Source organism: bacterium (assembly GCA_030647555.1).
GTDB lineage: Bacteria > Patescibacteriota > Andersenbacteria > UBA10190 > CAIZMI01 > CAIZMI01.
This window is the reverse complement of record JAUSJG010000008.1, coordinates 183,069-198,124: the sequence shown is the minus strand read 5'-3', so window position 1 is coordinate 198,124 and position 15,056 is coordinate 183,069. Positions and strand designations below refer to the sequence as shown.

The 15,056-nt window shown below is 42.9% G+C and carries 11 protein-coding genes; 1 reads left to right on the top strand and 10 read right to left on the bottom strand.

Translation table 11 applies throughout. The annotated features are described in order from the left end of the window. Window position 1 precedes the first annotated feature (1 nt). From Q7S57_02965 to Q7S57_02950, 4 genes are all read right to left on the bottom strand, one after another. A complete protein-coding gene (locus Q7S57_02965) occupies window positions 2-2,014 on the bottom strand; it encodes a hypothetical protein (protein MDO8512210.1) in 2,013 nt (670 codons plus the stop codon). Beyond that, entirely contained in the window at window positions 2,014-4,044 is a 2,031-nt protein-coding gene (locus tag Q7S57_02960; protein ID MDO8512209.1) for a glycosyltransferase family 39 protein, read from the bottom strand. Before Q7S57_02960 ends, Q7S57_02965 begins: the two co-directional genes overlap by 1 nt. 154 nt (window positions 4,045-4,198) lie before the next feature. Then, the gene (locus tag Q7S57_02955; GenBank protein ID MDO8512208.1) at window positions 4,199-5,362 is read right to left on the bottom strand and encodes a hypothetical protein; all 1,164 of its coding nucleotides are present in this window, start codon (window positions 5,360-5,362) and stop codon (window positions 4,199-4,201) included. A gap of 94 nt (window positions 5,363-5,456) precedes the next feature. Beyond that, on the bottom strand, window positions 5,457-7,895 hold the full coding sequence (locus tag Q7S57_02950; protein MDO8512207.1) for a glycosyltransferase family 39 protein: 2,439 nt from the start codon (window positions 7,893-7,895) through the stop codon (window positions 5,457-5,459). Between the two features lie 135 nt (window positions 7,896-8,030). Here Q7S57_02950 and Q7S57_02945 point away from each other — a divergent pair, with 135 nt between their 5' ends. Beyond that, window positions 8,031-8,363 (top strand): hypothetical protein, encoded by a 333-nt coding sequence (locus tag Q7S57_02945; protein ID MDO8512206.1) that lies wholly within the window; start codon window positions 8,031-8,033, stop codon window positions 8,361-8,363. Window positions 8,364-8,433: 70 nt separating this feature from the next. On the opposite strand, the gene Q7S57_02940 is transcribed toward Q7S57_02945, so the two are convergent. The 6 genes from Q7S57_02940 to murC all read right to left on the bottom strand — a co-directional run bounded on the left by Q7S57_02940 (window position 8,434) and on the right by murC (window position 14,505). Continuing rightward, on the bottom strand, window positions 8,434-9,459 hold the full coding sequence (locus Q7S57_02940) for a GDP-mannose 4,6-dehydratase (protein ID MDO8512205.1): 1,026 nt from the start codon (window positions 9,457-9,459) through the stop codon (window positions 8,434-8,436). Next, window positions 9,452-10,636 carry a glycosyltransferase family 4 protein gene (locus tag Q7S57_02935; GenBank protein ID MDO8512204.1) on the bottom strand — a complete coding sequence of 395 codons (1,185 nt, stop codon included), beginning with the start codon at window positions 10,634-10,636 and terminating at the stop codon, window positions 9,452-9,454. Before Q7S57_02935 ends, Q7S57_02940 begins: the two co-directional genes overlap by 8 nt. Then, window positions 10,633-11,586: a glycosyltransferase family 2 protein gene (locus Q7S57_02930; protein ID MDO8512203.1), complete on the bottom strand. Its 954-nt coding sequence runs from the start codon at window positions 11,584-11,586 to the stop codon at window positions 10,633-10,635. The genes Q7S57_02935 and Q7S57_02930 overlap by 4 nt, the downstream gene beginning before the upstream one ends. 172 nt (window positions 11,587-11,758) lie before the next feature. Next, window positions 11,759-12,631 carry a UDP-N-acetylmuramate dehydrogenase gene (gene murB / locus Q7S57_02925; GenBank protein ID MDO8512202.1) on the bottom strand — a complete coding sequence of 291 codons (873 nt, stop codon included), beginning with the start codon at window positions 12,629-12,631 and terminating at the stop codon, window positions 11,759-11,761. 19 nt (window positions 12,632-12,650) lie between these two features. Next, a complete protein-coding gene (locus tag Q7S57_02920; GenBank protein ID MDO8512201.1) occupies window positions 12,651-13,049 on the bottom strand; it encodes a hypothetical protein in 399 nt (132 codons plus the stop codon). Window positions 13,050-13,086: 37 nt separating this feature from the next. After that, the gene (gene murC, locus Q7S57_02915) at window positions 13,087-14,505 is read right to left on the bottom strand and encodes a UDP-N-acetylmuramate--L-alanine ligase (GenBank protein MDO8512200.1); all 1,419 of its coding nucleotides are present in this window, start codon (window positions 14,503-14,505) and stop codon (window positions 13,087-13,089) included. Window positions 14,506-15,056 lie beyond the last annotated feature (551 nt).

Below are 15,056 nucleotides of genomic sequence, written 5' to 3'. Positions count from 1 at the left end.
ATTATTTTATCCGTGGATTTTCCACCAAAATAGGGTTTTTGTCAAGTATAAGAGTATATTTAACCAATTTGTTTGCCTGCGTTTCCAGCTCCATATTTATGCGCTCATTTGTTCCAAATGATACCCTTTGTTCACCTTGGTCGCTTCGCATAATCACATCACTATTTCCGGCCGAATCAAGAACCGTCATACTCAAATCCAAAACATTGTTTTCGGTGGAATAAACAAAAAACTCCGAAACTTTTTGTAGCTCAACGACACTACGATCAGCAAGCTTTTTCTTTATCTGCCACCCTTTTCCCTCCATTACAAAATACTGTGCGGTCCCGATACCGCTAACGGGCAAACCATAAACAAACGTGCTTGTTCCAACCATACTCTCTTTTAAACCAAGACTGTCACGCAAATATTTTTTTACTTGTTCAATTTTTACACTATCCAAAGTAGTTTGTTTATTTCCTTCCAACGAAACCATGCCACCCAATGGATTAGTCTCCAACAAAACATTACCAATTTCCTGCGAAGCGAATGCCAGATTAACAATGTCTTTATTGGCCTGTCCAAATATTGTCGGCAAATCAAAATCCGAAAGTCGCAATAAAACCAAATCACGAATTACCGGCGTCGCCAAAAATTCTTCCAAAGATTTTGGATCAATAATGCGCGAAAGCGCCGAATTGCCGACTACTGGTTTTTGATAATCCAAAGAATAATATAATTGTTCTGATCCGTATTGGTAATTGGTATAAGCGGGTATCGCCAACACGGAACCGGTACCCAAATTTTCGGCAACTTGTTTAGCTTTAGTATGTTCAATTACTAAAACAGGAAAACCGGCAATGGGAATAATTTCCAACAAGCAAAATAAAGCAATAACAAACCAATATATATTTTTCTTCGCCACCCATTTGATTGCCAAATAAATTGGTAAAAAAATCACCGGCAAAACAACAAACCGTCCAATTGTACGAATCGAGGACAATATGGGCAATTCAAATAACAACTTTCCGGGTAGAGGAATATTTATTCCACGAATACTCACTGACGCACCAAAGGAAAGAACCAATCCGAGCAAAATAAGAATTGCAAACCCAACATCTTTTTTCATTTTATTGGACACAATGAAAAGAACCAACACCACAACAGGCAAAACCACACCAAGCGCCTGCACATTGTCCGTCGCCAAATTGAAACTATAAACCCGCGATCCAATTAATGAAAAAGGCGCGGGCAAAAGCACTGACCGCAACGTCGCGGAATAACTATCGCGCTGTACACCACCCAAATTAAAGTGGTTGCTATTATCGGAAACAGTAAATATCGATCTCGCGAAAGGCAAAACCGAAATACAAACCATCACCACTGCAATTAACACCAGAAGTGGCGTCTTTTTAACGTTACGAATGGTTTCTCGCCAATAAATTAACGCTACAACGCCAATAATTATCATCAAAACTATAAACAACTGATGATCGGTCCATGCCGTCCAAATTGAGAAAAGCATTCCAAGCAGAAAAAACCACAGATTATTTTTGCGATACCAAGCCGTTAAACAAATCAAAACGGCCAATAGTACCCAAAACTGCATCGCCCCAAAATGGCCCAATGACTGGGCAATGCGATACGGCGCAAACTCGACCAATAACCCGGCGACAAGTGCCGGCCAAAATTGTGCTCCCCAAAGTCGCGCTAAAACAAAACAAAGATAACCCGCCAAAATGGCGGACACCAACCACGCCGTGTTGTACGCAACCACGTCCCCAAACAAATAAAAAACCGGCAACCAAGGAAGCGGCGCCAAATTCGGAAGCGATTTTTCTTCAGGAACGAATAATGATCCTTGACTTACCGTTTCTCCTAAACGATTAAACCGCCATAGTGTTTGGTAGGGGTCACCGCCAATTCCCGCGACAGAGGTTGAAAAATTCCTTATTACCGGAAAAAACCAAACAATAGCAACCGCGGTAAATAACAGTATCGGCAATACACTAAGCAAAATCCTTTTTTTGTTCATTATTTTACCTCTAATTGCGAAATCTCCTTACCATTCCGCATAAAATACCAATCAATACCAAGCCAGCCGGGTTTTGTATTTATTTCCATATTTTTTTCATTTACGACACCGCTCTTAATAAATGAATAAAATGAATTGGGTTCATCCTTGGCGACTCGAAGTGTGGGCGCGTTGCCTTCATAAGTTCCGGATGTTGTAAAAATAAAATACGCCTGCTTACCAATAATACCCGACAATGGTTCAAACGAAAATTTAGTTAATCCCCCATCCTGTAATTGTTTTGCTTCAACCGTAACAGTTCTTAAATCCGGCCCCGCTAAATCGGTTTTTACGTGCAAAGTCATACTGCCAGCCGTTGCTTTTCCGCTATATGTCGCCACCGCGACACTCACGGCCGATAAATTTTCCGCCATTATTTGTTTTTCAACCACAACTGCTTGCCCTGGTAAAATTTCACCGACAATCGCATTCACGACCGGTTTCCTGTAAACCCAAGCATAATCCAAACCATTTACACGTGCCGTAAAAATTGGCGTACGTTTTTTGTAATATTCATCTATAAAATTATTTGCCCAATGATCCGGATTACGACCAAACATATTGCGATACAAAACTACGTAACCCATTCGATTTTCCTGATAAGCACTAATCGTCAAAACGGTCTTTTTTGTTAAAGCACCCAACTCCTCGGGGTACCATGAGGCGACATAGTTTTTATCCGGTTGCGCATCCAAGAATTTTGCGACCTTATCAAAACCTTCACCCCAACCTAATTCCTGGCTCATGTTTGGCGGAAACAATGGATTATAATAAGCCAATTCATAAGGTCCTAATTTAATTAATGCCACACCGGCGGATACTAAAACCAATGCTGCGACAACCGCACTTCGCGCATATTTTGATAATTTATTATGATTTAGCACCGAAACTGCTCCGTATATACCAATGCATCCCAAAATCGTTATTGCCGGAAAAACAGGCAACACATACCGATCGCCTTTTTTGGCACCAATTGTCATTTCTACCATAAAAATCAAAACAAACAAGCTAAGGAAAAACAAAATACGCCAGTGCGCAATCTGAAATATCTTCTCTCGTGTTTTTTTAAAACACAACATGGAAATAAGCACCACCACGCCCAACATCACGGAAATTGTGGAGCGCGTTAATATCGTGGCCGGATAATGCCATGCTTCCATCGTATACGGCTCATCCATATCGTGCGGTTGCAGGGTTGCCACTTTCATATCTTTCCCGACCTGACTGATATTATCAAAAGGATGTGGAACCCACCAAAGCGACGGCCAGAGAATAACAACCAACACCAGAACAATCGTTAACCAACCGACATATAATTTAATTTGCTTCCAAAATACTTCTTTTTTAAACAAATCACTTCGAAAAGCAAATAAAACACCGGCAAAAGGCAAAATAACGATTGCCGGTAATTTTGTAAGAATCGCCAACGATGCGAAAATTGCGGACAAAAAATAAACTTTTCGCGATTTTGTTTTGTCATATAAAACTAAAAGAAGAACCGCCACCGTTAAAAATCCTGTGAGAAAAGCATCAACATGCACAATTTTACTAAACCCGATCAAATACGGGTCCAACGCTAACGCCAACCCTGCGACAAACGCCAAACTTCGGGGCAAAAGCTTCCGTAAAACAATAAAAATCGCCACAACAAGCAAGGAATTAATAACCGCCATCGGCACTTGCGCGAACGCGGCAAACTTCAAAATATCGTTGAAATTGAAGACCGTATGATAAACCTGCTGGGCGGTGTAAACGGCTAATCCGGAAACCCACAAAACCGTGATACCCGGATGCGTTGTTTGAAGCGTGTCATTGATGCGCAAATGTCGCCACGCTTTGATAAATTCTGCCGAACGGCCAACCCAATTTTTTTCATCCGCCGTGAGAAAAAGCCCAATGCCATAAAGTCGCGGCAAAATCGCCACTACCAAAATAATCAGTGCTTCCAAAAGCACCCCCCGGTTTTTCTTTATACAGTTTAAGACTCTCATGGACTGCGCCTAATGTACAACAAATTCACCTTCTTGAGAAGCCGACACTCTTTATATATCTTACCCCAGGGCAAGCTCGGGGTTGTTTTTCTTCGCGAAGAAAAACAAAAAAACCGAGGAATAACCTCGGTGTTTCAATTTTTCTAGAGTTACGCTAAATGGGCCACGCAGGGTCACATTTCGCCCACGCCTTCCGATCTTCGTACAAAGTGCGCCCAATCGCGTCGCGATCAACTTCATTCAACGGCACATTCATCGCCAATTTCGCCCAGACATGTGTAATTGAAAATCGCACACCAAGTCCAGCCAGTTTCAATTCCGTCAACATATTCCCATCGCTTTGGGGAACAAACACGTCACAAATATTATCCGTTCCAATACGCATCGGAACGCGCCGATGACAAAGTTCCAGAATACGTGTGATTGAGTTGTGCGTTGGCGCCATAATCGGCCGTAACTGTCGATTTGAGAGAACAGCACTGGGACAAACAACCACGCCGACATTGTATTGCACCAAGCGTTCCACCAAGTCGCTGAACCGTTTTTCATCGTAGGCCGATGGCGAGAGCATATGAATCATCCAAACCCACGGCTCTTTCCGTTCGGGAAACTTGTGATTCTGCAAAAACCAGTGCAGACCATCCAAAACCGTTTCTGTTCCATGTTCCGACGGATCGTTCGCTTGATCCACGTGGAAATGGATTTCTTTTCCTATCTCGCAAGCGAGTTCAAGCATCATCCAAATATGCCGATCAAAACCTTGTTTACCGTCTCGTGTTGTCTCGCTATCGTAAGCGTCCTTCTCCGGCAATGCCGAAAGATATTGAGCGTGATTTCGCGCCGCTTCTTCAAAAATCTCCCAACGCATAGTTCCTACTTTTAAACCAAAGATGGGATTAGGCGCGATTCGCATTACAAGCGAATCCGCATATTTTTCTCGCAATTCGTTGGCAACGCGAATGGCCAGCAAACCGTTTTCACCAATACCGCTCGTCGCGTCGATACACGTATCCAATCGTGTGGTTCCCCACGCGATTAATCGATCCAAAACCTGCGACATCCGTTCACGCAGATCTTCTTCTGTGTACGCGCAACCGCGGTGCAAATCACCGACCAAATTTTGCTTTACCGGTAACGGCCGATTACTTGCCTCCAACGGCGTGGTGTTAATGTGGCGCAAATAGCGATCATCCAACGTATCCGCGCGATCAATATGCGCGTGGGCATTGTAATAACCCCCGCCCTGCATTATGACCCCAGTGATCAACCTGTCATAAGGAGACATCAATAATTCAGAAAGGTACTTGCTGTTTGTCATAACAAACCCCCTAAAAAAGTTGTGAAAAGAAACATACAGGAAAGTAACACGCAAAATCAAAAACGTCAAAAAACATTTTTTGTTTATGAGGGTATTATTTTCTTTTATAAATGCGGATTGGATTAGAGTAGTTTTCGATTGTTTTTACCAACACATAATTATCTGTGACGCCTTTTTCGATCATTGGATATTCCAGAAAATAAGAAAATTCAGTTACCTTATCCGACACAAACCAATTTACATTATGTAAAACAGCGTCGACCATTTTTTCGGACGAAGCCATAAAGACGTTACGTAATTCCGGTTCAATAAACCCATAAGCATACCAAGTTGGATGCGCGACGTCGTATGGTACATGGTGACCGGACACATAAGGAATCGCCACGGCGCCGGTTTCCACCAACTCATTTTGTGGAACATTTTTCTTCAGATAATCCGCCGCTTCTAAAATGGCTGACCAGTGAAACGTGCCGGTATGATTAAATTTGAAAGAATTTTCCGCTGAACTATAGTTTTCCCAGACAAGCATGATGGCGACCAGCACCAAGGCAAATTTTCGTGAATGAAAATTATCCGACAACCACTTTGCTCCGAACGCCGCCGTTAGGGCCAATGCCGGCAAAAATTCGGCAATGTAATTAGCAGTAAATTTTATCCAGACGGCATAGAAAATTGCAATTGCCACAAACCAAATTAATGGCAACCACTGCCAACTGATATTTTCAGCCGAATCTTTTTCTTTTCTATGTAATGGGAAAATTGCCAGCAAAATCATGATTACACTCATCACCGCCCAGAAAATTCCTACGCCAGGCGACAGACGAGATTTATCCTCAAAATTGTCGAGGAAATTCTTGCTGCCTGCCACTAAAATCAACGGAACGATCCAAGCAAAGCGCGCAAACAGCCAGTTAACACGAACAAGGAGCCGTTCCAGAAATTGCCCCAACATTACAAACGCCAAGAAAATTAATGGCATCGCTTCACGAAAGAAAGGCAGAATACCGTTTACCGAATAAGTGGCATACAGATCCCCCCGATCACCAAGCTGATCAATCGATTCTTTGGCCAAACTAATCCCCGTGGCATATAAAACACCTGTCTTTCCGTAAATTTCAAAAATTATCCCCAGGAAAGTTGCCAGCACAGCCAACATGCCGAGCCCAAAAATAATTGTATTAATTAGACGCTTTTTCCAAGTCGTTTTATCCATCAATAAAATAAAGATGATTGGCAGGCCAAGTGCCAAAGAACTCTTGCGCGCAACAATACTGATTCCAAGAACGATTCCCGCCAAAACAAACCACTGCCTTTTTTTCTTCTCTTGCGCGATTACTAAAAGTGCCAAAGCAAGCGCGCTAAATAACATCTGAATACTTTGCGTGTGACCATAGGAATTAAATAACGCGGTAGCACCGGTCAATAACCAGATACCGGCCGTAATGATCCCGGCGCGTTTACCACCGATGCGTTTACCCAAAATAAATAACGGCCAAACCGTGAGCACGCCACAAATGAGACTGACTAAACGACCGGCACTTAAAATATTTCCCAAAGTAGCCATTACTAATGCGGATGCTCCAATAAAAACCGGCGCCTTGGCAATTGCGTCACCACCCGGCAATTTTCCCTGCAAAACCGTACGCGCATCATACAAATAAAAACCTTCATCGTTTGTATAAGGCATTTGGTTTATATACATAAATCTCAAACTAACACCGCCCAATACAAGCAAGGTAATAAAAATCCAAAAATATTTCTTATTGTTTAGCGCTTGTTCAACTTTGTCGCGATAAAAAAGAATTATTGCGGTCAGCAATACAGCAAAAAACAAAAACTTTCCGGCGCGAAGATACTCGCCACGCTGATTTTTAAGCGATAAAATAAAATCCTTAACAGCTCGAATGCTCGCTAATTTTACGAATTCCAGCCCGGTTATATTGTGATATACCACAAATGCTATGTCGCGATCCATTTTTTGAGCATTCAAGAATGCATTACCACCACCTCTTCCCTCTTGCAAAACAACCAACGAACTATCTTTGCCACCATAGACATCACCGTTACGGTAATCGATTGTTATGGCATTGCCTTCTACCGAAGCCGGTGAGCGAACGGATGCGTAATATTTTTTACCACTCGATTCCGTAACAGACTCGAATTTGAATTCGTGCATACCATGATCCGTCAAAACACCGGCGTTAATTTTTACGGTTCTGATTGGATCATTGTCTTCCAAATTTTGCCGCAACTCAAAAATAACTTCTTTGTCATTTTTGCGATTACCGAAGGTAGAAAATTGAAAACTGACGGCAGTGAGATTTGCTTTATCAGATTTGAAAATTTGACCCACTTCCCTTGCCCCGATAATTTCTCCGATCGAACGATTACTTAATGTTTGGCGAGTGGTGGCATAAGGAACCCTGATAATAAAACTTGCAACGCCCGCAACCACAAGTATAAGCAAAAATAAAGATAAGCCCGCTTTCACGAGCATCCGATGCTTAATTTTTAATATATCACAAATCTTCATTTGTCTTTGACAAACGTAACATGAAAAAACCCTGTTGACAAATGATCTAATGATAAGTATAGTATATTCGAATCAGAAAAATACATATCGCTCTTTTTGAAATACGGTGTGTGGTTTTCGCGAAAAAATCGAGGCATGATCAGCCTCGACCGCGATACCACACAGAGAGTGTGGAGAGGGTGTTTGCGGGATCCAAATGCCCGGGAGGCATTCGCGGACATTCGCCACATCAGGGTGACTTTTGGCAAGATGAGTCGCAGACCAATTCGCGTGAATCCGGAATTGTTGGCTCTCGCGCGAAAGATGATGTCTCTTTGTGCCTTAAGCCACCTTGGAACAAACGATCAGTGCAAAGCATTGATCACACCGCGTAATTGTTTGAAACAGCCAAACAATAATGCGGTTTTTTTATTGTTCTTCGGAAAGAACAATAATCCCCCACAGCGCCACGCCGTAACAAAGAGGTGAAGGGTGGAAGCTCATCAGAGCGACGGGGGCCACCCTTCAGGGCGAGCCTCGCCTGCGGGCGGGATGTTTTTTACCAATAATGTTCCTTATTTTGCTTAAAGTATTCTACCGTTTCGGTGATGCCCGCCTTTAACGGCACTGTCGCTTCCCAACCAACCGCTCTTTTTATCTTGCGTGTGTCGGCGATATAGTTTCCGGTTTCATTGCGCTCATAATTTTTCGGCCACGGAATATGTGTTTTCTTACCCGTAGCAATTTCGGCCAATATTGCGTCCACCATATCCACAAAACAAACACGTTCATGCGTACCGATATTATAAATTTCACCGTTTGTTTTATCGGACGCGGCCACTTTCAAAAAAGCGGAGACAATATCATCGATGTACAAATAATCTCTTTCTTGTTTTCCGTCGCCAAAGATCGTAATATCCTTCCCTTCCAGAGCCTGGCGAATAAACCAACCGACAATAGAATATTTATTATGTTTCATCTGTTGACGTGGGCCGTAGGGATTTGGAATTCGAATTACAGAAGACTTTAAACCGAATGTTTCAAAGTAAATGCGATAATATTTTTCCGCCGCCAACTTATGCACGCCATACATACTTACCGGATTTGTCGGATGACTCTCATCGACGGGAGTCGTCATAATCCGGCCATAAGCCAAACGCGAAGAGGAGAAAAGAATTTTCGTTTGCGGAGCGAATTTGCGCGCCGCCTCCAAAACACGTAAATGTCCTAGACAATTAATATCCAAATCAAGAAAGGGTTCATTGATACTATCAATATAGCTAACTTGCGCCGCAAGATTAAAAATATAATCCTGACCTGCCACCACTTCATTGACCACCTTCTCATCACGAATATCACCAATCACAACCTTAACTTTGTCTTTAATATCAGCGACATTAAATTCGTTGCCACCATAGAGTGGCAATAACGCGTCCAACACCGTCACCTCCGCGCCCAGTTCCACCAATTTTTGGGCGATGTTGCTTCCAATAAAACCTAGCCCGCCGGTAATCAGCGTTTTTTTTCCGCGAAAAGTTTTTTCCAAATTTAAACTGGTATTTTCTTTGATTTCAACATTAGCCATTTTTTTTGTCGTGATAAATTTCGGTTAAAATATTTTCGTAACGCTTGATAATTTCGCGCCATTCATACGATTGCACGGAAGCACGACTCGCCGTGCCCATTTGCTTTCGAAGTTGCTCGTCAGTAATAAGCTTCGAAAGCGAGGTCGCCAGTTTTTCCGTATCACCGACATTAACAAGATACCCGTTCACGCCTTCCTGCACAATTTCCCGGTTTCCCGGAATATTGGTCGTCACAATCGGCAAACCGCAACCCATCGCCTCCAATGTCACCGCCGGCATTCCTTCCGATTCGGAAGTCAACACAAAAATATCCGCGCCTTGGTAGCTTTCGTGTAATTTTTCATACGGCACCGTTCCCACATATTTAATCAAATGACTGACGCCGAGTTTTAACGCTAAACCGTCCAAACGCGAACGCATCGCCCCTGTCCCCACCACTTCCACATCGAACGGCACATTACACAACGCCTGAATCCGTGGCAAAGCTTGCACAACATATTGGAAACCCTTGCGCGCTATCAAACGGCCGATAAATAATATTTTCACTTTCGGATTCGGCTGGCGTTCAATCGGCACAAAACGGGATAATTCGACGCCATTTGGAATTAGACGAAAATCATATTTCGGATCGTGTTGTCGCCCCAATTCCAATAGGCCCCGCGAACAGACGGTAGAAATTGTCGCTCCACGCCAAACCCAGCGCGTCAAAAGAGTGATAAAAGGATAAAGCTGTTTAAAGCGACTGGGATTCGCCCCCGGCATATCCGAACCGCCAAAATAAACGGAATACGGCGTACCGTAAATCATTTTAATAATGCGCGCCACCCAACCGGAAGGCAAAGCAAAATACGCATGAATCACATCCGGCCGATTTTTCGGCACGTACCACAAACAATAAACTAACGCGGACACACCAAACGTTACCAGTTCCCACGCCGCGCAAAAATCTTTATAACGGCGCACCGCCGGAACGCGAATAATCGTCACACTACCCTTTTTTTCGCCATTCTCGCCTTGCGCCAAAAACTTTTCCCGTATAGGCAAATCGCGGAATCTCGAAGTAATCAGCGTAACATCATGTCCCGCTTCGGAAAAATATTTTACCGCGTACTTCGCAACCGTCGACCCGCCACCACCAATTGGCGGAAACTCATTATTAATCAGCAGTAATTTCATTCAAGAGATTTTTCAAAACCTTCCAAAAGCTCCACGGTATAGGCGCGCTTTGTTGAGTAGTAGGTCATCGACACAGTGTCGGCAATGAAACCGGTCATCAAAAACTGAATTCCAATAACGACCAATAAAACCGCCAAAAGGGGCGATGTTCTGTTTTGAAGAGAAATCATTCTCAATAACCAAAGCACCGTAAGAAAACCACCCAATAAAAACCCTGAACCGGAAATAGCCAAACCCAAAGTTCCAAACAAATGGATCGGACGCGTGGAATATTGCATCCAAAACTTTACTACCAATAAATCCAATAATCCCTTCCACTTCTTGCGCACTGAATATTTTGAGACACCATATTTTCTCGCGTGATGCGTTGTCTTCATTTCACCAACTTTAAAACCCTTCCACGTAAGTAAGGCGGCAATATAACGACGATGCAAATCACTGTAAAACTCAATGCTGTCCAAGCATTCTTTCTTATAAACCTTCAAACTGCAACCGTGATCGTGCGTCTTATCGCCCGTCACGATGCGTCTTAACCAATTCCCAATTTTACTCAAAAACTTAATGTAAAAAGAATCCTGTCGCATCGAACGCCAACCGGAAACGACGTCGTAACCCCCTTCTTCTACCATTTTTACCATCGCCGGAATATCCGTCGGATCGTTTTGCATATCAGCGTCCATGGTGATCACAATATCACCTGTCGCATAATCAAAACCGGCCTGCCATCCGACAGATTGACCAAAATTACGACGAAAACGAATAATTTTTATACGATTATCTTTTTTTCGCTCTTCCTGCATTCTTGAAAGTGTTTTGTCTTTAGAACCGTCATCGATAAAAATTAACTCCCAATCGGGCGATAGTTGGTTCATTACCACACTAATCTTCGCCACCAACTGCGAGATATTGCCTTCTTCGTTATACGCGGGAATTACAACGGAATACTTCATTGACAATAGAATAGCGCATTAACACGCTCTTGACAAGTTACCTTCCTTATTGTTTGTTGAATGTTTTCCCATTGAAAATAGCTCGTCAGACCAACAACAAGAAAAATAATAAGAAAACCGCTAATTAATGAAATATAGGGAATGTAATGCTTCTTTACCGGCATAATCTAAATTATATTATTATTACCTCTTCGACCAATTTTACACCTTTTTGTTCAAAAACACGCTTTTTGATTTCCGTAATCAACCCAAAAATATCAGCGGATGTTGCACCACCCTTATTAAGGATAAAATTGGCGTGTTGCGTGCTCACTTCCGCCCCACCAATTCTTAGTCCTTTACAACCACACTCCTCAATGATACGCCCGGCCGACAACTCGGGTGACGGATTTTTAAAAACAGAACCCGCGCTTGGAAAAGTGTACGGCTGTTTGTCTTTTCGCGCCACCAAATCCGCATCTACCAAAGCCAGTATTTCCGTCTTATTTTTTTTAACCAGTTCAAAAACCACTTCCCAAATAATATAGTTGCCCGTTTCACGTTTGAATAAGGAATCGCGATATGAAAAATCAACATCTCTCTTACTCAACACCTCTTCGTTCCAATTACCATCCGTCTTGTGCAACACTCTCACCCACTTCAAAAAATCCTTCGTTTCCGTGCCAAACGCCCCCGCGTTGCCACGCACCAATCCGCCAATCGTCCCAGGAATTCCGGCGAGGTGTTCAATGCCACCAAGATTTTTTTCCGCCGCTTTAAGTACTGCCAGCCGTGCAATTGCGCCCGCCTCAACAATCAACTCTCTTCTATTCAACGAAATATTTCTTCCTTCAATTTTTATGATTAAACCGTTATAGCCGGCGTCCGGAAATAATACGTTTGAACCGCCACCGAGAACAAAAAAAGCTAGCTTTTTTTCTTGCACCCAAGCCAATGCTTCTTGCAAATCTTCAAAAGTTGCAACACGCGTCAAAAAACGCGCCTGTCCACCAACGTGCCACGTGCAAAACTTTGAAAGATTTACGTTTTCTTCAATATTGATCATGCGTCAAAATCGCCAATCTTTATACTCTCTGCTCTAGTTTTTCCACCCTTCTTTCAATTTGAACATCACTGATTTTTCTTTCTTGTTCCTCCTCCTCAATTCTTCCAACAAATACATCCATATTCTGCAACACCTCATCCATTTTTTCATCATGAGCTTTATAGTATTCTCCCATCTCCGTTCTAAGCTCGCCGATTTCAAAACGCAGTTCCATTTTAATTCCCTTCGCAACTTCAAGTTGTTCCGTTTTCATCATGCCCATTTCTTCATGCAGTTCAGTTTTCATGTCTTTCATTTCTTCGCGCAGTTCAATTTTTACAATATCAAGCTCATTCCGCAAATCATCCTTTGTGGCAAACTGACTTGTTCCCTCTATTACCGCCTCTTTTACTATTTGTTTTAATTCTTCTTTATTCATATTCAACATTCTATCACTAAACAATAAAGCGAAACAATTAGACCATTTTCCGCGCCAATTGATCGATAGATCCCGCCCCCACGAACAACAAAATCTCATCCGTCGGTTCTGTTTCACGCAACATTTTCTCCGCCACAAACAAGTCTTCAGCGTAATAGGCCTCCTTGCCCCGCTGTTTTAAGACCTCAACCCAATGTCGATCAGTGGAAAAATCTTTTGGATTATCTCGTCCGGCAACACTAAATACTTCAACCAAAAGGACTTCGTCGGCCAGCGATAGCGCTTCAATAAAATCATTGCCAAATGCCTGTGTTCTTGAGCTCTGATGGGGTTGAAAAACGATGACAATTTTTTTATTTGGATAGGCCTGTCGAGTCCCACGCAGTAACGCCTTCACCTCTGTTGGATGATGCGCGTAATCAGAAATCACCGTCGCACTTTTATATTTTCCGAGTAACTCAAAACGCCGCCACGTACCACGAAAAGTGGCCATGGCGTTACGAATTTTTTCCAGATCATCCAGAAAAGGAACTGCGGCCGCAATCGCAGCTACAGCATCCAGCAACATGTGGTCGCCTGGAAATGCAATATTAAAATCACCCATCGAAACATTATTTTTTGACACCGAAAAATACTGCCGACCGTTGTCATATTTTTGAAAATCAACAACATAATTCCGTCTTTGCGAGGCTGCCCGCAGGCTAGCCGAAGCAATCTCCGCGTCGCGCTTTTCAAAAAAAGTTACATTTATATCGTCCCGTTCCCCTGCCAATTTCTCAGTATATGAATCGTGTACATTCAATATAAGTTCCCCACCAACTTTTATTTTTACAACAAATTTTTTAAAAGCATCAACATAAGATTCTATTGTCGGAAAAACATCGACATGATCGTGATCGATATTATTGATAATTGCGACCGTTGGAGAAAGCTCCAGAAAATGGCTCCGAAATTCATCGGCCTCAACCACTACAATATCGCTTCTCCCGAAACGAAAATTTACATTCCCCAGCGTCGGAACTTTTGTTCCAACAACAACAGTGGGATCTAAACCAGCCTCCGTTAAGATGTGGGCAATGAGCGCGGTGGTGGTAGATTTGCCGTGACTTCCCGCAACGGCAATACACCGATACCCTTCCGTCAACAACCCCAAACATTGCGCGTAATTCATTTCGCGGATTCCCTTCGCGCGAGCAAAAACACGGGCTGGATGTTCAAATGGTAAGGCGTCGGAATAGACAACAATATCCGTATTCTCCGGCACACTTTCTGTCACTTCTTCAATTTTTGTTAAAACACCTTTGGTTTCCAGCATTTGCGTCACAGATGACACTGCACGATCGGAACCTTTTACTTCACAACCCAATTCTTTCATCCACTGTGCCACACCGGAAAGACCGATACCACCAACGCCTAAACAATACACTTTTGTACCTGATTTGAAAGTTTGATTCATTTATTGATCATAGCTGAACATTCACAAAATGAATAATGATTTATGAATGATGATTTATGAGAAACTAACCGTCGATATTCATAAATCATATATCATAATTCATCATTCACGCACAAAAAAACCGCCAAAAGGCTATCGAGTCGTTAACCCTCCTTCGCTCTGATGAGCTACGGTGGGCGCAGTGAGAAATGATACGGACCGAGGTGCCTGTTTGATTCCCGCGTGCTTTTTAGGCGACACGGTCAGGAGAGAAAATTGAACCTCGCCCATTTATTAAAATGGGCGGGCGGATCGTAACCGACCTCCCAGGGTCTGATTCTCACTGCGTCCCCCGAAGCTTTCTTGACCTCCGAAGCTTTAGCGAAGGAGGTAGCGACGGGGGATTTTTAGACTCAATAGCCTTTTAGCGACTGTGTAACGCAGTCTTTGCGAGCCATCGCAACAGCGAGGCGAAGCAATCTCCGTTTTTATTGTATCAATATATCTATACATATACTTTAATTACAGACCACCAAAAATTGATGGGCTCTAAAAAAACCACGTAAGAACTC